Here is a 19,800-nt window from a genome sequence, read left to right as displayed (position 1 = left end):
CTCAGCCTACCCGCCGCCTGATACGCCACAGAAAGAAGACTGTCATCCCCGCCCAGACGGCAGCGAGGGAAAACCAGGTGATCGCATACTGGCGGTGATCGTTCGGGATGGCGGCGGCGCCGACCGGCACAGGCTCCACGCCCTGCGCGTCGCCCTCGACCAGTCGCGCCACGACCAGCACCGGCTCGGTGTTCAGCGCTGCGGCGAGCGCCGGAACGTCGCGCGCGAACCAGAGCCCGGCGGCGGCGTCGGGCGGGGGCGTGAAGGCGTCCGTCTCGTCCGGCCAGTGCAGGTTTCCGGTGACCGCCAGCGCGACAGGCGGCCGTGGCATCCCGCGCCCGGCCTCGGAGAGGAACCCGCGGTCGAGGAGGATGCGGCGCCCACCCTCGGTCTCGAAGGCGGCGATCACCTCGTAGCCCGCGCCTTCACCCTTCCTTCCGGAGAGGACGAGCGCATCTTCCCCGGTTGTGTGCCCGGCAAGCGTGACAGGGCGGTAGAGGTCGGCGGCCGGATCGGGCCCGGCGAGCGTGTCGAACGGCACGGGCTCCGCCGCGATCCGCGATTCGATCGTCGCGATGATTCCTTCCTTCCAGTGAAGCCGCTGCACCTGCCATAGGCCGAGCGACAGGAGCACGGCCACGCCGCCCGCCCCGACAACCAGAAGAAAGAGTAATCGCCGCATTTGTCCTCAAAGGCGAAGCGCGGGGGATGGCCCCGCGCCCGGCCATTCCGGTCGGCCGTGGCCGATCAGGCACTGCCCCAGATGTAGATCGCGGCGAAGAGGAAGAGCCAGATCACGTCGACGAAGTGCCAGTACCAGGCTGCCGTCTCGAAGCCCACATGCTGTTCCGGCGTGAAGTGACCCTTCATCGCGCGGAACATGCAGACCAGCAGGAAGATCGTCCCGATGATGACATGCGCGCCGTGGAAGCCGGTCGCCATGAAGAACGAGGCGCCGTAGATGTTGCCGGCGAAGCCGAAGGCCGCGTGGCTGTACTCGAAGGCCTGGAACAGCGTGAAGAGAGCGCCGAGCGCGGCACCGAGCGCGAGGCCCGAGATCATGTCGCGCCGGTTGTTCTCGTGCACCAGCGCATGGTGCGCCCAGGTCACCGCGGCGCCGGAGCAGAGAAGGATCAGCGTGTTGATCAGCGGCAGGTGCCAGGGGTCGAACGTCTCGATCCCTGCCGGCGGCCAGACACCGTCCTTCAGGGGGCTGTCCGGCCCCATCGGATAGAGCGCGTGCTTGAAGAAGGTCCAGAACCAGGCCGAGAAGAACATCACCTCGGACATGATGAAGAGGATGAAGCCGTAGCGCAGGCCGATGCGGACGACCGGCGTGTGATCGCCCGTGTTGCCCTCGTGGACGACGTCCGACCACCAGCCGTACATGACATAGAGCACGAGAGCGACGCCCGCGAGGAAGACGAAGGGCGTGATGCCCTTCATCCACAGGACCGCGCCGAAGAGCATGACGAATCCGCCGACCGCCCCGAGGAGGGGCCAGAGCGAGGGCTTGAGAATGTGGTAGTCGTGGTTTTTCGCGTGCGCCATGTCGGTTTCCCTGCTTGGGCCTCAGTTGTAGTCGGCCGAAGTCGCCGGCGAAAGGCTCGCCTGCTCTTGCGGCAATTCGGTCTGGTAGAAGGTATAGCTCAGCGTGATGTTGCGGATACGGCCCGCGTCACGATCCTGAAGTATCTCGGGATCGACGTAGAAGACCACCGGCATTTCCACCCGCTCGCCCGGTTCAAGCACCTGCTCGGTGAAGCAGAAACACTCGATCTTCGTGAAGTAGTAGCCCGCGAGGTCGGGGGCGACGTTGTAGGCGGCGGTGCCGGCGACCGGCTTGTCGGTCGGATTGTAGGCCTCGTAGAAGGCCATGCCGGTCTCGCCGATCTTCAGCCGCATCTCGTTCTGCGTCGGGTGGAACTCCCACGGCATGGAGGGTTCCTTGTTCGCATCGAACCGGATGGTGACGTATTCCTCGGCGACCTGGCTGTGGTTTTCGGCCTGCACGCCCGGGGTGCCGCCGTAGCCGGTCACCCGGCAGAACCAGCCGTAGAACGGGACCGCCGCCCAGGCGAGGGCGCCCATGGTCACCACCACGCCCACCAGAAGCGCCGCGATGCGGCCATTGCCGTCGAGCCGCTTCATTGCTTTGCCTCCGCGGAGGGCAGCTTGCCTTCGCGCAGGTGCGATATCTTCACGACGGAGAGGCCGAAGATCAGCGCCACGAAGGCGCCGAGGACGAGCCCGAGGCCGAGGTTGCGGCCGCGCCGGCGGGTATGAAGTTCATGCTCGGGATGGATCGCCATCACCAGCCTCCGAGTCCGAAGGTCGTAAGGCTGTGCTCCACCAGGAGTGCGCCGAAATGAAGGAAGAGATATGCGAGCGAGAAACGGAAGAACGCCTTCTCCGCCCTGTACCTGTCGGCCTCGGCCGCAGCGTCGTCGCGGCGCGCGATCCGGACGGCACCGAGGATGAAGAGTGCATTCAGAACCACCGCAGCCGCCAGCACGACGGGGCCGCCGACGGACGAAAGCGCGAGCGCGAAAGCGAAGGGCGCGAGGAGAATTGTGTAGGAGAGGATGTGCTTGCGTGTCGCTCTGCGTCCGTGCGTGACGGTCAGCATCGGCACGCCGGCGTTGGAGTAGTCGTCCTTCATGAAGAGCGCGAGCGCCCAGAAATGCGGCGGAGTCCACATGAATATGAGCGCGAACATCAGGATGGATTCGACGCTGATGCCACCGGTGGCGACCGCCCATCCGATCATCGGCGGGAAGGCCCCGGCGGCGCCGCCGATCACGATGTTCTGCGGCGTCCTCCGCTTCAGCCAGATCGTGTAGACGACGACGTAGAAGAAGATGGTGAAGGCGAGAAAGCCGCCGGCAAACCAGTTCGCCGCCAGTCCGAGCATCGCGCAGGAAATGCCCGACAGGGCGAGACCAAGCGCCAGCGCCTCGCCCGCGCCGACCCGACCGGCCGGGATCGGCCGCGACGCGGTGCGCCGCATCACCCGGTCTATGTCGGCGTCATACCACATGTTGAGCGCGCCCGAGGCGCCGCCGCCGAGCGCGATGAAGAGGATCGCGGTGAAGGCGACAAAGGGATGAACCGGGACCGGAGCGACGATGAGCCCGACCATGGCGGTAAAGACGACGAGCGACATGACGCGCGGCTTCAGAAGCTGCACGTAGTCGCCGAAGCCGGCTTCCCGCCCATGGTCGATGGCGCTCAAGTCGCTCATGTCTCAGGTCCCCTCCCCGCCGGCGGCGCAGACTGCACTGCGCCGGCGCGGCCCAGATTCAGTCGGCCGATGCGACCTTGACCGGCGCCGAAATGCCAAGGCCCGCAGTCTTGGTCCGGGCAAGCCAGTCGTCGTAGACCGCCTGGCTCACGACTTTCACGGTGATCGGCATGTAGGCATGGTCCTTGCCACAAAGCTCCGAACACTGGCCGAAATAGACACCCTCGCGCTCCGCGTTGAACCAGAGCTGGGCGATCCGGCCGGGCACGGCATCCTGTTTCACGGCAAAGGCCGGAACCGTCCAGGAATGGATCACGTCCAGCGCGGTGACCTGCACCAGCACGGTCTTGCCCACCGGGATGACAACGGCATTGTCGGTGGCAAGGAGGTATTCGTCGGCCGAGTAGCCGTTCGCCTCAAGTTCGTCGCGTCCGAGAAGGAAGCTGTCGAACGCGATCTGCTCGTCGGGGTATTCGTAGGACCAGAACCACTGGTTGCCGGTCGCCTTGATCACGAGATCGGGGTCTACAGGCATTTCCTGCTGCTTGAAGAGCGTCGGCAGCGAGAAGGAGCCAAGGACGACGAGGATCAGGACCGGGACCAGCGTCCAGGTGATCTCGACCGGCGTGTTGTGGCTGAACTTCGCCGGCGTCGGATTGGCGCGGCTGTTGAAGCGCAGGATGACGATGAGGAGCAGCGTCACCACCAGTGCGACGACCGCGATGCAGAGCCAGAGCAGCATGTGATCGAGCCACTGCTGGTCCCGCGCGAGTTCCGTGGCCGCCGGCTGGAACCCCGTACTAGTGCCGCTGGGATTGGGCTTGCCGACGACCTCGAGCCCGGTGATCCCGTCCTGGGCCCAGGCCGCCCCGGCGATCAGGCTTGCGGTGATGGCGGCCCCTAGGCCGGAGAAAGAGGGTGCAAAACGCATGTCGAGTTCCCGTTCCTGCCGCGGCTTCTTCCTGCCGCTTTCAGCTCCGCCCGCGCCCGAAACCTCCTCCGGGTCGGCCGGTTGTATCCGGGTTCTCTAAAATCATATTAGAGGAAGTGCGACAAGCGAAACCATTGCGGCACGTCGCCGCTTTTTGACTTATATCAAGGACCAAGAGGCCAGCGCGATGACAGATGCCCGGTTTTCCCCCTTCGAGACTCTGCTTGACCAGGGTCGCGCGCTCGCGATTCTGCGGGAGGCCGTTGCGGGGGGCGACGACGGCGAACTTTTCCTGGAGCGCCGCCGGTCCGAGGCGCTGATGTTCGACGACGGCCGGCTCAGGACGGCGAGCTACGACGCCTCCGAGGGATTCGGGCTCCGCGCGATCCGGGGCGAGGTCTCCGGCTATGCCCATGCGACGGAGATCTCGGAAGCGGCGCTCAGGCGCGCCGCCGAGACGGCGCGCCTCGCCGTCGGCCAGGGCGGCGGCACGATGGCGCCCCCCCCGCCGGGCACGAACCTGAAGTTCTACGCCGACGCCGACCCGATGGCCGATGCCACCTTCGGCGTGAAGGTGGAGACCCTGCGCGAGATCGACGCCTTCGCCCGCGCGCTCGACCCCCGGGTCGTGCAGGTCTCGGCCACCATCGCCGCCTCCCTGCAGGAAGTCTTCATCCTGCGGCCCGAGGGCGGGCTCGTCTCCGACATCCGCCCGATGGCTCGGCTCAACGTCTCGGTGATCGTGGAAGAGAACGGGCGCCGCGAATCGGGCTCGACCGGCGGCGGCGGGCGCGCCGGATTGGCGGCGCTCATGACGCCCGCGCATTGGCAGGACGCGGCGCGCGAGGCGCTCAGGATCGCGCTTGTCAACCTTCGGGCGGAAGCGGCGCCTGCGGGCGTGATGGACGTGGCGCTCGGCGCCGGCTGGCCGGGCATCCTTTTGCACGAGGCGGTGGGTCACGGGCTTGAAGGCGACTTCAACCGCAAGAAGACCTCGGCCTTTGCCGGGCTGATGGGACAGCGGGTGGCGGCGAAGGGCGTGACCGTGCTCGACGACGGCACGATCCCGGACCGGCGCGGCTCGATCACCGTGGATGACGAGGGCACGCCCTCGGGCAGGAACGTGCTGATCGAGGACGGCATCCTCGTGGGCTTCATGCAGGACCGGCAGAATTCCCGCCTGATGGGCGTCGCGGCCACCGGCAACGGCCGGCGCGAGAGCTTCGCCCATGCGCCGATGCCGAGGATGACCAACACCTACATGCTGGGCGGCGGGGCCGATCCGGCCGACGTGGTGGCCGAGGTGAAGGACGGCATCTATGCCGTGGGCTTCGGTGGCGGCCAGGTCGACATCACCAACGGCAAGTTCGTCTTTTCCTGCACCGAGGCCTACCGCGTGAAGGACGGCAAGGTCGGCGCGCCGGTCAAGGGCGCGACGCTGATCGGCGACGGGGCCACGGCACTGAGGAACATCCGCGCCATCGGCAACGACATGACGCTCGACCCCGGCATCGGCAATTGCGGCAAGGCCGGGCAATGGGTGCCGGTGGGCGTCGGCCAGCCGACGCTCTTGATCGGCGGGCTGACGGTGGGCGGCTCGGCGGCATGAGGGCGCGCGCAGCCGCGCAGAAGCCCGAATGAAGGCTGCGGCGATCTACGCCGCCGCGGCCTTGGCCGAGATCGCAGGCTGCTTCGCCTTCTGGGCCTGGCTTCGGCTTGACCGGTCGGCCGTCTGGCTCCTTCCCGCGATGACGGCGCTCGCGGCCTTCGCTTGGCTTCTGGCGCAGAGCCCGGCAGCCTTCGCCGGACGCGCCTATGCGGCGTACGGCGGCGTCTATATCGCGGCCTCGCTCGTCTGGCTCTGGCGGGTGGAGGGGCAGCGGCCCGACGGGTTCGACATCGCCGGCGCGGCGCTATGCCTCGCGGGGGCGGCGATCATCCTCTGGGCTCCGCGCCAGGGCTGAGAAGCCAAACGCGAAACACTTCGTTTTCACCGCGACAGGGTGGCAAGCCGGGCGAATCGTAACCATTGATTAACCTTGAGGTTGCAAGGTGCCCTTGCGAATGAGGCGAAGGCACGAGGGACAAAGGTTTGTTTTCTTACCCCACCCCCTTCACCCCACCCACCACGGAAGATGACAGACTGTCGTGGCTCCGCCTCATTCGCTCCCGCCGGGTCGGGGTGGTGACCTTCTGGCGACTTCTCGAAGAATACGGATCCGCCCGCGCCGCGCTTCTGGCCCTGCCGGAGGTGGCGAAGACTGCCGGCGTCGCGGACTACACGCCCTGTCCCGAAGGCGTCGTTCTTGCCGAAATCAAGGCAGGCCATGCCGCCGGGGCGCGGCTTCTGTGCCGGGGAGAGCCCGCCTACCCGCAAGCGCTCGCCGAACTTGCCGACGCCCCGCCGGTGCTCTGGGCGCTCGGCGATCCTGCCCATGCGGCGCGGCCCATGGTAGCCCTCGTCGGTGCCCGAAACGCCTCCTCGCTCGGGCTCCGGATGGCGCGGAAACTCGCCGAGGGGCTGGGCGAAGCGGGGATCACCGTCGTCTCGGGCCTCGCCCGCGGCATCGACGCGGCCGCCCATCTCGCCGCGCTGCCAACGGGCACGGTCGCCGTGATGGCCGGGGGCGTGGACGTGATCTACCCGGCGGAAAACGCCGACCTTGCACGCGGGATCGCCGACAAGGGCCTGCGCCTCTCGGAACAGCCGATCGCGCTCGAAGCACTCGCCCGCCACTTCCCGCTGCGCAACCGGATCATCTCCGGCCTCGCCTCGGCGGTCGTGGTGGTGGAGGCCGCGGCGCGGTCGGGCAGCCTCATCACCGCGAAGACGGCACTCGACCAGGGGCGCGAGGTGCTGGCGGTGCCGGGTCATCCGTTCGATGGCCGCGCCTCGGGCTGCAATCTCCTTCTGCGCGACGGGGCGACGCTTGTCCGCGGGGTGGATGACGTACTGGAAGCGCTGGCCGGGAAGGTCCACGCCGCCCCCGCGTCTCCGCCGAGGCGGCCAGCGGCCGACCTGCCGGCGGAGGGGCTTCGTGCGGCACCCGATGGAACGCTCGTCCAGGGCGGACCCGGCCGAGCGGCCGACACCCCTGCCGGAGGTCCGACCGGCTCCATGGCGGGCGCTCCGCGTCCGCGGGCCGGGATTCGCGCGCTCCACCAGGAAATACTCGACCGCCTCGGTCCGGCGCCGCTGGCGGAGGATCAGCTCATCCGCGACCTTGACGTTCCGCCCGCCGCCGTCGCGCCGGAACTCGTCGCGCTGGAGCTTGACGGGCGGATCCTGCGCCACCCCGGCGGACTCCTGTCGCGTGCCGTCTGACAGCGGCGGGCGGCTCTCGCCGACCCATCCCGAAGCGGCGGCGTTCCTCTGGCGCGGTGCCCCTCGTCCATCTGCCGCACGGCCCAGAGATTCCATCAGCTCCGGCGGCCCGGCAACCGTTCGCGGTTCCGCCGCCGGGCACCGTTACCTGGGGAAGATCGGCCTGGGGAACCGGTCTCCGCGCCCCATCGCGTAAGCTCGCATCCGCTACGGACAGGCTTCCGGAATCACCACGCCGAACTCCGCGCAGTACATAGGTTCGGCCCACCAGACATCGGTCGCGCCGTAATACATCGCCGCGACCGCCCAGCCGGACCGCGTCCGCTGCAGCAGCGCTTGCCCGGCCGTCCAGTCGGCGTCGGGCATGAAATAGCCGGACTGCCATCCCGGCGTTGCCTGGATGTAGATCGCCCCGCCGCCGGGCCGCTGCGCCACGACCGAGGCGAAGGCCACATCGCCCGCGACACGCAGGCGGCTCACCACGAACTCGACCGGCGGGCCGAAGATCAACTCCGCCTGCGGCCGCATCGCATCCATGAGCGCGCGCCGCTCGCCCGAACCGCGCGCCGGCTCATGCCAGCCCTGCGCTGCGGCCGCTGCCGACCAGAACGTCAGCACCGCCACCAGTATCCCCCGCATCCCGGTCATTCTCCCGCCCCCCCGTCAGGCGACATACTGCGCCCGCGCCGGGCGTTCGCAAAGCGTCAGTTTGCCCGGTCGCGCGCCGCCGCCCACATGAGGACACACCTCTCGGGCCCTCCATTGACATTGTGGAGGCTTCCCCCCCATGTTCCCCGCCCGAGCCCGAACACGCTTTTTCACGAGGAAGTCATGGCCGTCGTCGTTGTCGAATCCCCCGCCAAGGCCAAGACGATCAACAAGTATCTCGGATCAGACTACACCGTTCTCGCCTCCTACGGCCATGTCCGCGACCTTCCCGCGAAAGACGGCTCGGTCGTGCCGGACGACGGATTCGCAATGACCTGGGAGGTGGCGCCGGAAAGCCGCAAGCATGTCCGCGCCATCGCCGAGGCGCTGAAGTCCGACGACACGCTGATCCTCGCCACCGACCCCGACCGCGAGGGCGAGGCGATCTCATGGCACCTGCAGGAGGCGCTGGCCTCGTCGCTGAAGAAGGGCAAGGCCGTCCGCCGCGTCACCTTCAACGCGATCACGAAATCAGCGGTGACCGAGGCGATGGCGCACCCGCGCGAGGTCGATACCGCGCTGGTGGAAGCCTACCTCGCCCGCCGCGCGCTCGACTATCTCGTCGGCTTCAATCTCTCCCCGGTGCTCTGGCGCAAGCTTCCCGGCGCGAAGTCGGCGGGGCGGGTGCAGTCGGTCTGCCTGAGGCTCATCGTCGAGCGCGAACTGGACATCGAGGCCTTCAAGGCGCGCGAATACTGGACGGTGACCGCGGTCCTCGCCACGCCGCGGGGACAGGAGTTTCAGGCGCGGCTGACCGTCCTCGGCGGCAAGAAGCTCGACCGGTTCGACCTTGCCAACGAAACCGCGGCCGAGCTTGCGGTGCAGGCGATCCGGTCGCGGGACCTGACCGTGAAGTCGGTCGAGGCCAAGCCCGCCACCCGCAACCCCTGGCCACCCTTCATGACCTCCACCCTCCAGCAGGAGGCGAGCCGCAAGTTCGGCATGGGCGCGAAGGCCACGATGTCCGCGGCCCAACGGCTCTACGAGGCGGGTCACATCACCTACATGCGAACCGACGGCATCGACATGGCGCCGGAGGCCGTCATGGCCGCGCGCGACGAGATCAAGCGCCGTTTCGGCGCGGATTACGTCCCTGACTCCCCCCGCATGTACAAGAACAAGGCCAAGAATGCGCAGGAAGCGCATGAATGCATCCGGCCGACAGACATGAGCCTCAGCCCCGACAAGCTGAAGGCGGCCGACGACCAGCGGAAGCTCTACGACCTGATCTGGAAGCGCACCATCGCCAGCCAGATGGCCGCCGCCCGGCTGGAACGGACCACGGTCGACGTGGCCAGCCCTGACGGCGAGGTGGAACTGCGCGCCACCGGCCAGGTGGTGATGTTCGACGGCTTCCTTGCCGTCTATGACGAAAGCCGCGACGACGAGGATGGCGAGGACGGCGCCCGCCTGCCGCAGATCATGGCCGGGGAACCCGCCGGGAAGCAGAAGGTCACGCCCGAGCAACATTTCACCCAGCCGCCCCCGCGCTATACCGAGGCGACGCTGGTCAAGCGGATGGAGGAGCTTGGCATCGGCCGGCCCTCCACCTACGCTTCCATCGTCACCACGATCCAGGACCGCGAATATGTCCGCAAGGACAAGGGCCGACTTATCCCCGAGGACAAGGGACGGCTCGTCACCGCGTTCCTCACGAACTACTTCCGCCGCTACGTCGAGTACGACTTCACCGCCGACATGGAGGAGGAGCTTGACGACATCTCGGCGGGCGACCGCGACTACAAGGACGTGCTCGCCCGCTTCTGGCGCGACTTCACCGCCGCCATCGCCGAGACGGCCGACCTCAGGATCGGCGAGGTGCTGGAGAAGATTGACGAGTTCCTCGCGCCGCACCTCTACCCGCCGCGCGCCGACGGATCCGATCCGCGCACCTGCCCGACCTGCGGCGAGGGGCGGCTCTCGCTCAAGACCGCACGGTCGGGCGGCGCCTTCATCGGCTGCTCGAACTATCCGGCGTGCCGCTACACCCGCGCGCTTTCGGCCCCGAACGGCGAGGAGACCGGCGCGGCGGAGCGGGTGCTGGGCGAGGATGGCGGCGACGAGATCTGGCTGAAGGCCGGCCGCTTCGGACCCTACGTCCAGCGCGGCGAGGCCACCGAGGACACCCCGAAGCCAGCCCGCGCGAGCCTGCCGAAGGGCTGGTCGCCCGAGGCGATGGACCTCGGCAAGGCGCTCAAGCTCCTCAACCTGCCGCGCGAGATCGGGCCGCATCCGGAGGACGGCGAAACGGTGGAGGCCGGCATCGGCCGCTATGGTCCATACGTCCGGCACGGCCGCATCTACGCCAACCTGCCGGAGGCCGACGAGGTCTTCACCATCGGCATGAACCGCGCGGTGGAAGTGCTGGCGCAGAAGGCCAGCCGCGGCCCGCGCGCCGCGGCCCCCGCCGCACTCAGGGTGCTGGGGGAACATCCCGGCGGCGGCAGGGTCGAGGTCATGGCGGGCCGCTACGGGCCTTACGTGAAGTGGGAGAAGGTCAACGCCACCCTGCCCAAGGACCTGGCGCCGGAGGCCGTCACGCTCGACCAGGCGCTGGAGCTCATTGCGGCAAAGGCCGGGAAGACGGGCGGGCGAAGGACGGCTGGCGCAAAGAAGGCGGCACCGAAAGCGACTGCCAAAGCGGCGGCCGCGAAGACGTCCACATCCAAGGCCGCCACCGCGAAGAAAGCGCCCGCCAGGGCCGCGCGGGCGAAGGCCGCCAAGGCGGGCTGACGGCTGGGGGCGGCGGCAGCCTCTCCGCGGGCTTCATATTCGGCTTCAAGCATATGTGACTGGCCTTCGCGCGCCCGGAGCGGCAGGGTGGCCGGGAACAGGCAAGAAGGATAAACCCCATGACGCGATTGATGTTTTCGCGGCGCCGACTGATCGGCGCCGCGGCGGCCACCGTCTTCGTTCCGGCAGCCGCGCAGGCGCAGATGGCCGCCCAACCCGCCGAGGTGGAGACCGGGTTCGCCCGCCGCAACGTCTCCAGCTTCGCCGCGCAGGACTGGCGGGACCATTTCAGCGAACTCGGGAAGGGCGCGATCGTGGCCGACACCATCTCGCGCGCGCTCCACTTCTGGAGCGGTGACGGCACCGACTACCGCATCTATCCGACCTCGGTGCCGAAATCCGACGAGCTGACCAGACGCGGCTACACGAAGATCGTGCGCAAGAAGGTGGGGCCGGACTGGACGCCGACGCCCTCGCAGCTGGCGCGCTTCCCGGACTGGAAATACATGCCGCCGGGGCCGGACAACCCACTTGGCACCCATGCAATGTACCTCGACTGGCCCGCCTACCTGATCCACGGCACGCATGACACCCGCAAGATCGGGCGGCGGTCCTCGGACGGCTGCATCGGGCTCTACAATGCCGCCATCGCCGACCTCTTCGACCTCACGCCGATCGGCACCCAGGTGCGGCTGATCTGATCCTGCCGCACCGCGGCGATTGACAGCGTTGCCCCCTCGGGTCACAACTCCCCCGATGATCTTCGGGGAGCGAACATGAAGAAAGTCTACGGTTCCGCGCGGGAGGCGCTTGAGGGTCTCCTGCATGACGGGATGTTCATCGCGGCGGGGGGCTTCGGGCTCTGCGGGATCCCCGAGTTGCTGATCGACGCCCTGGTGGAGAGCGGGGTGAAGGATCTGACCATCGCCTCGAACAACTGCGGTGTCGACGGCTTCGGTCTCGGCAAGCTTCTCGACACGCGGCAGATCAGGAAGATGCTGTCGTCCTATGTCGGCGAGAACGCGGAGTTCATGCGGCAGTATCTCTCGGGCGAGCTGGAGCTGGAATTCAACCCGCAGGGCACGCTCGCAGAGCGGATGCGGGCCGGCGGCTGCGGCATCCCCGGCTTCTACACCAAGACCGGCGTGGGCACGGTGATCGCCGAGGGCAAGGAACACAAGGACTTCGACGGCGAGACCTATATTCTGGAAAGGGGCATCTTCGCCGACCTGTCCATAATCAAGGCCTGGAAGGCGGACACCACGGGCAACCTCGTCTTTCGCAAGACCGCGCGCAACTTCAACGTGCCGGCCGGCATGTGCGGACGGGTCTGCGTGGCCGAGGTGGAAGAGATCGTCGAACCGGGCAGCCTCGACCCGGACGGCATCCACCTGCCCGGCATCTACGTGCACCGGATCATCGCCGGTCCGCACGAGAAGCGGATCGAACAGCGCACCCTGCGCAAGCGTGCCTGAGGAGGCCGGGCGATGACGGATCGCGCAGTCAGCGACTTCAGAGAAACGGTCCAGGCCGACTTCCTGCACTGGGTCGCCGTCGCGCGCGACATCGTCACCGACCATTTCCCCTCGGAGCGCACCGAACCACACAACCAGATGGTCATCGACACCGTCCGATCGCTGATGATCGCGGAACGGCTCGGGACCATCGAGACGACGCTCGAGGGTCTCCGCCAGGTCCTCGCCCATTCCAAGGAGAGCTGAAATGCCCTGGGACCGCAACGAGATGGCCGCGCGCGCGGCGCAGGAACTGAAGGACGGGATGTATGTGAACCTCGGCATCGGCATCCCGACGCTTGTGTCGAACTACATCCCCGAGGGAGTGCACGTCACACTGCAGTCGGAAAACGGCATGCTCGGCATGGGCCCCTTCCCCTTCGAGGGCGAGGAAGACCCCGACCTCATCAACGCCGGCAAGCAGACGATCACCGAACTGCCGCACTCGGCCTATTTCGACAGCGCCACGAGCTTCGGCATGATCCGCGGCGGCAAGATCGCCATGGCGATCCTCGGCGCGATGGAGGTTTCGGAAAAGGGCGATCTGGCGAACTGGATGATCCCCGGCAAGCTCGTCAAGGGCATGGGTGGCGCGATGGACCTCGTCGCCGGCGTCGGCCGGGTGGTGGTGGTGATGGATCACACCTCCAAGCACGGCGAATCGAAGGTCCTGCGGGAGTGCACGCTGCCGTTGACCGGCAGGGCCGTGGTGGACAGGATCATCACCAACCTCGGCGTGCTCGACGTCGGCCACAAGGGCCTGCACATCGTCGAACTCGCCTCCGGCGTCACCGAGGCGGAGCTTCGCGCCGCCACCGAGGCCACCGTCGTCTGACCGTGACCGCGAGGTGGCGGGCGATCCCGCCCGGGCCCGGCGCCTTCAGCCTCCGGCGGCAGCCACGGCGGCGCGCTGGCGGATGAGGGCGAGGATGATGTCGATCGTCGGCGTGGGTGAACCCGTCAGTCGGCCGAGTTCCTGGACCGATCCGACCAGGGCGTCGATCTCCATCGGCCGGCCTGCCTCGAGATCCTGAAGCATCGAGGTCCGGTGTGCCCCGACGGCCGCGCCGCCGTCGATGCGCCGATCCACGTCGATCGGGAACGACACGCCCAACTTCTCGGCGATGACCTGCGCCTCCACCATCATCGCGCGCGCGATGGCGCGGGTGCCGGGGTCGGTGCAGAGGATTTCGAGGGTCGCATGGGTCAGGGCCGAGATCGGGTTGAAGGAGAGGTTCCCCCAGAGCTTCACCCAGATCTCGTCCCTCAGCTTCGGCCTTACCGGCGCCTTCAGGCCGGCGGCAGTGAGGGCGGCCGACAGGGCCACTGCCCTCGCGGATTTCGAGCCGTTCGGTTCGCCGAGCGAGAATCGGTTGCCCTCGATATGCCGGACCGTCCCGGGCTCCGGCACCTCGGCGGCCGGATAGACCACGCAGCCGAGCACCCGGTCGGGCCCGATGCCGTTCCACTGGACGTCGCCGGGATCGACCGAGGCAAGCCGCGTTCCTTCGAGAGGACCGCCGATCTTGTGAAAGTACCACCAGGGAATGCCGTTGACCCCGCTGACCACGGTGGTCGCAGGCTCGAGAAGCGGCGCAAGATCGCCGACGATGGCCGGCACGGAATGCGCCTTGAGCGTGAGGATAACATAGTCCTGCGGCCCGAAGTCCCTCGCGTCGGCGCTGGCGCGGACCCTGTGCTCCGTCGTCGTGCCGTTCTCGATCAAGGTCAGGCCCTTGCGGCGTATCGCCTCCAGATGCGGCCCACGCGCCACGATCCCGACATCGACGCCCGCCTGCGCCAGCTTCGCGCCGAGATAGCCGCCGATCGCGCCCGCGCCGAAGATGCAGATCCGCATGGGCCCTGCCCTCAGGCTTCGACAGGGCCGGCAAGGCCGAGTTTTTCGGCCAGACCGATCCGCTGCATCTTGCCCGTCGCGCCCTTCGGAATCTCTGCCACGATGACGATTCGGCGAGGCACCTTGAAATCCGCGAGCCGGCCGGCCGCGAAGTCCCGTATCTCGCGTTCGGTGGCATCACGGCCTTCGCGCAGCACCACGGCGGCGCCCACTTCCTCGCCCAGTTTCGGATGTGGGATGGCGAAGGTCACGACCTGCGCGATCGCCGGATGGTCGAGCAGGACATCGTCGACCTCCAGCGGGCTGATCTTTTCGCCGCCGCGATTGATGATCTCCTTCAGCCGTCCCGTCAGCCGCAGATATCCCAGATCGTCGAAGGCGCCCTGATCGCCGGTGCGAAACCAGCGCGCGCCCTCGGCCATGAAGAAGTTCCGGCCATTGGCGTCGGGATTGCCCTCGTATCCCGGCGTGACGTTCGGGCCGGAGATGACGACCTCGCCGGTTCCCTGCACGAGGCGGTTTTCCAGTTCGTGCGCGATGCGCACCTTCGGCCCCGCCTCGCGCCCGACCGAACCCGGAACCTGGCCGCCGGGCGTGAGCGGGTTGCTCGTCATCTGGTGGGTGGCCTCGGTCATCCCGTAGGCCTCGATGACCGGCGCGCCGAATGTCTCGCTCAATGCCCGCATGACCTGCGCCGGAAGCGACGCCGAGGAGGAGCGGATGAAGCGCAGCCTCGTGGCCGCGATCACGTCCCGGTTTCGCTCGGCCCGGGCGAGGATCGCCTGGTGCATCGTCGGCACCGCGGTGTACCAGGTCGGGCGGACCTCGTTCATCCAGCCGAAGAAGCGCAGCGCATCGAAACCCGGCGCGCAGGAGATCGAAGCACCCGCCCCGAGCGAGGCCGAGACGGCGGCGATCAGGCCGTGGATGTGGAAGAGCGGCATGACGTTCAGGCAGCGGTCGGCCGGTCGCAGCTCCAGCGTCCGCCGGATGTTCTCGGCCGAGGCGGCGAGGTTCGACTGGAGCAGCGGGACGATCTTCGGCCGCGACGTGGTGCCCGAGGTGTGCAGGATCAGCGCGACGTCTCCTGCTCCGGGCTCGCCCGCCAGAGCGGGGGCGGCACTGCCTTCCGCCTGGAGGGTGAAGGCCCCGGCCGGGCCGCTGCCGCCCCTGAGGCGCAGGATCCTCAGCCCGAATTTCGCTGCCGCCGCAAGGGCCGGGCCGTGGTAGCCCTCCTCGACGACCAGCGCCCTGGCCTTCAGGTCGCCAAGGTAGAACTCATATTCCTCCTGCCGGTAGGCGGGGTTCAGGGGCGCGGTCGCGGCGGCTTGCGCGATGGCGACGAAGGCCGCAGCCATTTCCGGCCCGTTCGGCAGGACGATCGCCACGCGGTCCGCTGCGCCGATGCCGTTCGAGCGCAGGCTTGCCGCAACGTCGGCAGAGAGGTCGCGCAGGCCGCCGTAGGTCATCCACGGGCGACCCGGCGCGCCGATGGCGGGCCATTCTGCCGGATGCGGCGCAAGCAGGTCCTTCAGCGTCTCGGCCATCGTCTCTCGTTCCTCCGTCTTGCCCGGTCTGCCGCCGGCGTTCATCGCTTGGCCGCGTAGTAGGCGACCTTCCTCTCGAGATAGCCCAGAAACTCCGAAATCGAAAAGGCCAGCGCGAACAGGATGATGAGAACCGCCCAGAAATGGCCCATCAGGAAGTTCGAGGCATAGAGCTCGAAGAGCGCGCCGAAGCCCACGATGGAGATCAGGAGCTGGCCGATGATGACGCCCTTGACCGCCCGGATCACACCGATCCGAACACCGCCGAGTATCTCTGGAAGTGCAGCCCAGAAGTAGATCTTCGTGAAGGCGTCGAGCGGCGTGGCCCCGAAGCTGCGCGCCATCTCGACGAGCGAGCGGTTGATCTGGCGCACGCCCGCGCGTGCGTTCAGGATGATGATCCAGATCGCGAAGAGCGTGGTGGTGATGATGATCGAGGTCAGTCCGAAGCCGAAGAGGACCATCAGGACCGGCACCAGTGCCGTCAGGGGCGCGCTGACGAAGATGTTGACCCAGGGCAGCAGCAGTTCGTCCACGATCCGGCTCTTGCCCATCAGGATCCCCACCGGGATGCCGATCACGATTGCGAAGAAGACCCCCATGACGAAGGCATAGGCCGTTTCCGTCAGCGCCTTCACGAAGACCGGGGTGCCGATGATCTCGAACAGCGTCGCGAAGACCTGCGACAGCGGCGGAACGAAGAAGGTGAGGTCGAGCTGCCCAACGATCTCCCAAAGGAGACCCCAGATCAGCAGCGAGGACATGGCCGGAAGTCGGATGCCGAACGCGGTCATGGCCTATTCCACATAGCTGCGCAGCGAGGCCCAGATCTGGTCCACGATATCGAGATACTCGGGATCGCGGCGGATGTTCTCGACGCCCTTCTCGCGGAAGCTGGAGGGACGGATGATCTCGGACACCCGGCTCGGGCGGGCCAGAAGGATGGCGATCTGGTCGGAGACGTAGACCGCCTCCTCGATCGAATGGGTCACGAAGATGAAGGTCTTGTTCTCGTTCGCGACGAGGGCGAGGAGATCCTCCTGGAACTTCCGCCGGGTCTGTTCATCCACCGCCGAGAAGGGTTCGTCGAGAAGCAGCACGTCGGCATTCACCGAGAGCGCCCGAGCAAGGCCGACGCGCTGGCGCATGCCGCCGGACAGCTCGTGCGGGAAGCTCTTCTCGAACCCGGCAAGACCGACGTTGCGGATGTATCTTTCCGCGACGGCCTCCCTTTCGGACTTCGCCACCCCGCGAAGCTCGAGCCCGAATGCCACGTTCCGCAGAACGTTGGCCCAGGGCAGGAGCGCGAAGTCCTGAAACACGAAGGCGCGGTCGTTGCCGGGCCCGGCGATCTTCGTCCCGTTGACCTCGACCTCGCCCTCGTCGGCCGGGATGAGGCCCGCGATGATCTTCAGGAGCGTCGTCTTTCCACACCCCGACGGACCGAGCAGCGACGTCAGCTGGCCGCGCGGAAACTCCAGCGACATGTTCCTCAGCGCCTCGACGGCACCATAGGTCTTCGAGACGCCGCGCACCGATACGGCGCTGTCGGGGCCGAGCCTTTGCGCGCCCGCGAAGGAGCTTTCAGTCTGAGACATAACCACGGTTGTTCCCTTCGAACAGGACGTTTTCAAGCTTCTCCAGCAAGTTCAGGAACAGGACTGCCAGCAGGATGATGGAGAAGATGGCCGCGTACATGCTCGGATAATCGGCGATGGAGCGGCTGTAGCTGATGATGTCTCCGACCCCGGTCGGCGTGATCTTCAACTCGGCCAGCACCGCGCCGATGAAGCCGGCCGAAACGCCGAGGCGCAGGCCCGAGAAGATCACCGGCGAGGCGGCGGGAATGACGATCTTGAGGAGAATCTGCCGGTCGTCTGCGAGAAAGGACTGACCCATCTCCTTCAGCGACGCCGGCGTGTTGCGCACGGCGCCGGCGGTGTTCAGCACGATCACGGGCATCGCCATGATGCAGACGACAAACACCTTGGAGGTGAGCCCGATCCCGTAGGCCATCACCAGAAGCGGTATCAGCGCGGCCAGGGGTGCGGCCTGCATGACGATGAAGATGGGCGAGAAGAACCATTCCGACCGGGCGCTAAGGCCGATCCAGAGCCCGAATCCGATGCCCAGAAGGGCCGAGATCGCAACGCCGAGGACGAGCGGCTTGAGGGTTTCGGCATAGGCCCTGAGAAGCGTGCCGTCGAACGCCATGCGGGCGAAAGCCTCCATCGACTCAAGGAAGGTCGGAAAGGCGTAGCTGATCGGTATGCGCCCGCCGATTTCCCACGCGCCGAAGACGAGCACGGCGGACAGAAGCTTGAACACCAAAGAACGGTTCATCGGCAGGTATCCATCCCGGCCGGGAAGCTGCGGACTGAGCGGCCGCAGCCCTCCGGAGCGTTACTGCGTGGCCGTATCGAGCGGCTTGAAGTACCAGAAGTCCTCGATGTTCAGGCTCGCCGGATCGCCTTCCAGCTGGCCCGCCTCGGTATACCATTCCATGTCGGCCGCCGCAGCCTTTCGCCCGCCGCCGTTGGGATCGTAGAGGCCGCCTTCGACCGCTTCGGCATAGAACCCGTCGAGACCGTCGAGGATTTCCTTCGGAAGCTGGCCGATGGGTCCGTCGGGGTTGGTTTCCTTGCGGATGATGGTCGGATCCTTCGTCATGTCCTGCCACGTGCTGAGCAGCGCCTTGACGAAGATGTCGACCTGCTCCTCGTTCGACTGGATCCAGTCGAGGTTGGCGAACAGCGCCTCGTCACTCGCATCCACGTCGAACATCGGCAGGGCGTGGAACCTGTCACCGGCCTCTGCCACGATCTTGTTCTTGTTCGACAGGTCGAGGATCGTCGCCTTGGCCTGACCGGCCATCATCGCGACGACGCGGTTGGCGGAGCCGGGAACGTATGACCGCTCGCCGAACTTGATGCCCTCCTTCTCCTCGATCACGTTGGCGATGGAATCGGTGCCGCCGCCGCGCGAATGCAGCATGATCGGCTCGCCGTCGAGGTCCTTGAGCGAGGCATAGTCCATCGTCGTCACCGGGAAGAACTTCAGCTTCGAGAGCTGGAAGATGATCCTGAGCGGCGCCTTGGAGCGCTGCATGATCGAATAGGGCGTTCCGAAGCCGATATCCATCTGGCCGCTCAGAACCGCCTGGATCGCCAGTTCCTCGTCGGCGAAGGCGGTCCATTCGTAGTCGAGTCCGTTCGCCTTGGCGCGGTCGAGTGCCACGAAGAAGGCCGCCATCTCGTCCGACGGCGTCTCCGCCAGGGCGATCCGGATCGGCTCGGCCTGGGCGGCGGACAGCGTCATGCCAAGGGCGATCGGCACGGCGCAGATGAAGCGCTTCGCCAGCGTCACGATGTCAGTCATGTCTTCTCCTCCCTGAGAATCCTCACGCTCGATAGATGCGGGCGGCGCCGGCCCTCGGCTCTGTGCGCCTGCCCGCGTCCCGTCTTGACCTAGGCACCCCCAAACAATCTTTCGGATACGGATTTCAGATGCCTGCGCATGGCCTCGTAGGCCCCTTCCGGCCTGCGGGCCGCGATCTCCATCGCGATCGCCTCGTGTTCGCCGAAGCTCGAATGGTCCGAAGGCGGGCGCTGACTGTCGCGCACCACGTTGCCCCAGGCGACCGCGCGACGCACGCCGTTCAGTTGGTCAAACAGCGAAAGCAGTAGAAGGTTGTCGCTGGCCTCGGCGATGGCCCGGTGAAAGAGGTCGTCCTGCCTCTCGTACTCGCCCCAGCTCGGGGCGGACTGGGCGCGCTGCATCGCAAGCTGCATCGTCATGAGCGCCTTGCCCGAGGCGTTCACCGCCGCCTCGCGGGCAATGGCGGGTTCGATCGCCATACGCGCGCGCATCATCCGGAAAGGCGTGATCTGACGCCCGAGATCGGCGATCGGATCGGCCGCTGCAGTCTCGGCATCCGCAA

Annotated in this window: 22 protein-coding genes; 8 read left to right on the top strand and 14 right to left on the bottom strand. The window is 67.2% G+C overall.

Annotated features, from left to right (window positions below):
- Position 1: 1 nt before the first annotated feature.
- The 6 genes from ACMUOO_RS05320 to coxB form a co-directional block, all read right to left on the bottom strand.
- On the bottom strand, positions 2–682 hold the full coding sequence (locus tag ACMUOO_RS05320) for an SURF1 family protein (RefSeq protein ID WP_301919230.1): 681 nt from the start codon (positions 680–682) through the stop codon (positions 2–4).
- A gap of 65 nt (positions 683–747) precedes the next feature.
- Positions 748–1,551 (bottom strand): cytochrome c oxidase subunit 3, encoded by an 804-nt coding sequence (locus tag ACMUOO_RS05315; RefSeq protein ID WP_301919231.1) that lies wholly within the window; start codon positions 1,549–1,551, stop codon positions 748–750.
- 21 nt (positions 1,552–1,572) lie between these two features.
- A complete protein-coding gene (locus ACMUOO_RS05310) occupies positions 1,573–2,151 on the bottom strand; it encodes a cytochrome c oxidase assembly protein (RefSeq protein WP_301919232.1) in 579 nt (192 codons plus the stop codon).
- Complete coding sequence (locus ACMUOO_RS05305; RefSeq protein ID WP_301919233.1) at positions 2,148–2,312, bottom strand: cytochrome C oxidase assembly protein; 165 nt, start codon at positions 2,310–2,312, stop codon at positions 2,148–2,150. Before ACMUOO_RS05305 ends, ACMUOO_RS05310 begins: the two co-directional genes overlap by 4 nt.
- On the bottom strand, positions 2,312–3,244 hold the full coding sequence (gene cyoE, locus ACMUOO_RS05300; protein WP_301919234.1) for a heme o synthase: 933 nt from the start codon (positions 3,242–3,244) through the stop codon (positions 2,312–2,314). The genes ACMUOO_RS05305 and cyoE overlap by 1 nt, the downstream gene beginning before the upstream one ends.
- Positions 3,245–3,302: 58 nt before the next feature.
- Positions 3,303–4,175, bottom strand: a complete 873-nt coding sequence (coxB, locus tag ACMUOO_RS05295; RefSeq protein WP_301919235.1) for a cytochrome c oxidase subunit II — start codon at positions 4,173–4,175, stop codon at positions 3,303–3,305.
- A 187-nt stretch (positions 4,176–4,362) separates the two neighbouring features.
- Here coxB and tldD point away from each other — a divergent pair, with 187 nt between their 5' ends.
- The 3 genes from tldD to dprA all read left to right on the top strand — a co-directional run bounded on the left by tldD (position 4,363) and on the right by dprA (position 7,500).
- Positions 4,363–5,784 (top strand): metalloprotease TldD, encoded by a 1,422-nt coding sequence (gene tldD, locus ACMUOO_RS05290; protein ID WP_413854910.1) that lies wholly within the window; start codon positions 4,363–4,365, stop codon positions 5,782–5,784.
- 28 nt (positions 5,785–5,812) lie between these two features.
- Positions 5,813–6,139 carry a YnfA family protein gene (locus ACMUOO_RS05285; protein WP_301919237.1) on the top strand — a complete coding sequence of 109 codons (327 nt, stop codon included), beginning with the start codon at positions 5,813–5,815 and terminating at the stop codon, positions 6,137–6,139.
- Positions 6,140–6,318: 179 nt separating this feature from the next.
- Entirely contained in the window at positions 6,319–7,500 is a 1,182-nt protein-coding gene (gene dprA, locus ACMUOO_RS05280) for a DNA-processing protein DprA (protein WP_301919435.1), read from the top strand.
- 207 nt (positions 7,501–7,707) lie between these two features.
- On the opposite strand, the gene ACMUOO_RS05275 is transcribed toward dprA, so the two are convergent.
- On the bottom strand, positions 7,708–8,148 hold the full coding sequence (locus tag ACMUOO_RS05275) for a hypothetical protein (protein ID WP_301919238.1): 441 nt from the start codon (positions 8,146–8,148) through the stop codon (positions 7,708–7,710).
- A gap of 183 nt (positions 8,149–8,331) precedes the next feature.
- Here ACMUOO_RS05275 and topA point away from each other — a divergent pair, with 183 nt between their 5' ends.
- The 5 genes from topA (at position 8,332) to ACMUOO_RS05250 (ending at position 13,290) form a co-directional block, all read left to right on the top strand.
- Positions 8,332–10,941, top strand: a complete 2,610-nt coding sequence (topA, locus tag ACMUOO_RS05270) for a type I DNA topoisomerase (RefSeq protein WP_301919239.1) — start codon at positions 8,332–8,334, stop codon at positions 10,939–10,941.
- Positions 10,942–11,060: 119 nt separating this feature from the next.
- Complete coding sequence (locus ACMUOO_RS05265) at positions 11,061–11,642, top strand: L,D-transpeptidase (RefSeq protein ID WP_301919240.1); 582 nt, start codon at positions 11,061–11,063, stop codon at positions 11,640–11,642.
- Between the two features lie 75 nt (positions 11,643–11,717).
- On the top strand, positions 11,718–12,416 hold the full coding sequence (locus ACMUOO_RS05260) for a CoA transferase subunit A (protein WP_301919241.1): 699 nt from the start codon (positions 11,718–11,720) through the stop codon (positions 12,414–12,416).
- 12 nt (positions 12,417–12,428) lie between these two features.
- The gene (locus ACMUOO_RS05255) at positions 12,429–12,662 is read left to right on the top strand and encodes a hypothetical protein (RefSeq protein WP_301919242.1); all 234 of its coding nucleotides are present in this window, start codon (positions 12,429–12,431) and stop codon (positions 12,660–12,662) included.
- Position 12,663: 1 nt separating this feature from the next.
- Positions 12,664–13,290 (top strand): 3-oxoacid CoA-transferase subunit B, encoded by a 627-nt coding sequence (locus ACMUOO_RS05250; protein ID WP_301919243.1) that lies wholly within the window; start codon positions 12,664–12,666, stop codon positions 13,288–13,290.
- Between the two features lie 45 nt (positions 13,291–13,335).
- Here the strand turns inward: ACMUOO_RS05250 and ACMUOO_RS05245 are convergent, their stop codons facing one another.
- The 7 genes from ACMUOO_RS05245 to ACMUOO_RS05215 all read right to left on the bottom strand — a co-directional run.
- Positions 13,336–14,313, bottom strand: coding sequence for a 2-dehydropantoate 2-reductase (locus ACMUOO_RS05245; RefSeq protein WP_301919244.1), 978 nt, complete (start codon positions 14,311–14,313; stop codon positions 13,336–13,338).
- Positions 14,314–14,324: 11 nt separating this feature from the next.
- Positions 14,325–15,860 (bottom strand): acyl--CoA ligase, encoded by a 1,536-nt coding sequence (locus ACMUOO_RS05240; protein WP_367891214.1) that lies wholly within the window; start codon positions 15,858–15,860, stop codon positions 14,325–14,327.
- 41 nt (positions 15,861–15,901) lie between these two features.
- Complete coding sequence (locus tag ACMUOO_RS05235; protein WP_301919246.1) at positions 15,902–16,654, bottom strand: ABC transporter permease; 753 nt, start codon at positions 16,652–16,654, stop codon at positions 15,902–15,904.
- Positions 16,655–16,657: 3 nt separating this feature from the next.
- On the bottom strand, positions 16,658–17,458 hold the full coding sequence (locus tag ACMUOO_RS05230) for an ABC transporter ATP-binding protein (RefSeq protein ID WP_301919247.1): 801 nt from the start codon (positions 17,456–17,458) through the stop codon (positions 16,658–16,660).
- The gene (locus ACMUOO_RS05225; RefSeq protein ID WP_301919248.1) at positions 17,445–18,203 is read right to left on the bottom strand and encodes an ABC transporter permease; all 759 of its coding nucleotides are present in this window, start codon (positions 18,201–18,203) and stop codon (positions 17,445–17,447) included. The genes ACMUOO_RS05230 and ACMUOO_RS05225 overlap by 14 nt, the downstream gene beginning before the upstream one ends.
- Before the next feature lie 60 nt (positions 18,204–18,263).
- Positions 18,264–19,238, bottom strand: coding sequence for an ABC transporter substrate-binding protein (locus ACMUOO_RS05220; protein ID WP_301919249.1), 975 nt, complete (start codon positions 19,236–19,238; stop codon positions 18,264–18,266).
- Between the two features lie 89 nt (positions 19,239–19,327).
- The coding region (locus ACMUOO_RS05215; protein ID WP_413854909.1) for a FadR/GntR family transcriptional regulator at positions 19,328–19,800 on the bottom strand (473 nt) is incomplete at its 5' end.

This window comes from Albidovulum sp., from assembly GCF_041919395.1.
GTDB lineage: Bacteria > Pseudomonadota > Alphaproteobacteria > Rhodobacterales > Rhodobacteraceae > Albidovulum.
Note: the sequence above shows the minus strand (reverse complement) of the source record. Positions and strands in the feature narration are given on the sequence as shown.

Bases quoted from the DNA above. Each gene is read 5' to 3' on its own strand.
- ACMUOO_RS05285 (WP_301919237.1), top strand. From the start codon at position 5,813: ATGAAGGCTGCGGCGATCTACGCCGCCGCGGCCTTGGCCGAGATCGCA.
- ACMUOO_RS05255 (WP_301919242.1), top strand. From the start codon at position 12,429: ATGACGGATCGCGCAGTCAGCGACTTCAGAGAAACGGTCCAGGCCGAC.
- ACMUOO_RS05275 (WP_301919238.1), bottom strand. From the start codon at position 8,148: ATGACCGGGATGCGGGGGATACTGGTGGCGGTGCTGACGTTCTGGTCG.
- cyoE (WP_301919234.1), bottom strand. From the start codon at position 3,244: ATGAGCGACTTGAGCGCCATCGACCATGGGCGGGAAGCCGGCTTCGGC.
- ACMUOO_RS05245 (WP_301919244.1), bottom strand. From the start codon at position 14,313: ATGCGGATCTGCATCTTCGGCGCGGGCGCGATCGGCGGCTATCTCGGC.
- ACMUOO_RS05305 (WP_301919233.1), bottom strand. From the start codon at position 2,312: ATGGCGATCCATCCCGAGCATGAACTTCATACCCGCCGGCGCGGCCGC.
- coxB (WP_301919235.1), bottom strand. From the start codon at position 4,175: ATGCGTTTTGCACCCTCTTTCTCCGGCCTAGGGGCCGCCATCACCGCA.
- ACMUOO_RS05225 (WP_301919248.1), bottom strand. From the start codon at position 18,203: ATGAACCGTTCTTTGGTGTTCAAGCTTCTGTCCGCCGTGCTCGTCTTC.
- ACMUOO_RS05315 (WP_301919231.1), bottom strand. From the start codon at position 1,551: ATGGCGCACGCGAAAAACCACGACTACCACATTCTCAAGCCCTCGCTC.
- ACMUOO_RS05250 (WP_301919243.1), top strand. From the start codon at position 12,664: ATGCCCTGGGACCGCAACGAGATGGCCGCGCGCGCGGCGCAGGAACTG.
- ACMUOO_RS05235 (WP_301919246.1), bottom strand. From the start codon at position 16,654: ATGACCGCGTTCGGCATCCGACTTCCGGCCATGTCCTCGCTGCTGATC.
- topA (WP_301919239.1), top strand. From the start codon at position 8,332: ATGGCCGTCGTCGTTGTCGAATCCCCCGCCAAGGCCAAGACGATCAAC.
- ACMUOO_RS05220 (WP_301919249.1), bottom strand. From the start codon at position 19,238: ATGACTGACATCGTGACGCTGGCGAAGCGCTTCATCTGCGCCGTGCCG.
- ACMUOO_RS05230 (WP_301919247.1), bottom strand. From the start codon at position 17,458: ATGTCTCAGACTGAAAGCTCCTTCGCGGGCGCGCAAAGGCTCGGCCCC.
- tldD (WP_413854910.1), top strand. From the start codon at position 4,363: ATGACAGATGCCCGGTTTTCCCCCTTCGAGACTCTGCTTGACCAGGGT.
- ACMUOO_RS05240 (WP_367891214.1), bottom strand. From the start codon at position 15,860: ATGGCCGAGACGCTGAAGGACCTGCTTGCGCCGCATCCGGCAGAATGG.
- ACMUOO_RS05260 (WP_301919241.1), top strand. From the start codon at position 11,718: ATGAAGAAAGTCTACGGTTCCGCGCGGGAGGCGCTTGAGGGTCTCCTG.
- ACMUOO_RS05320 (WP_301919230.1), bottom strand. From the start codon at position 682: ATGCGGCGATTACTCTTTCTTCTGGTTGTCGGGGCGGGCGGCGTGGCC.
- ACMUOO_RS05265 (WP_301919240.1), top strand. From the start codon at position 11,061: ATGACGCGATTGATGTTTTCGCGGCGCCGACTGATCGGCGCCGCGGCG.
- ACMUOO_RS05310 (WP_301919232.1), bottom strand. From the start codon at position 2,151: ATGAAGCGGCTCGACGGCAATGGCCGCATCGCGGCGCTTCTGGTGGGC.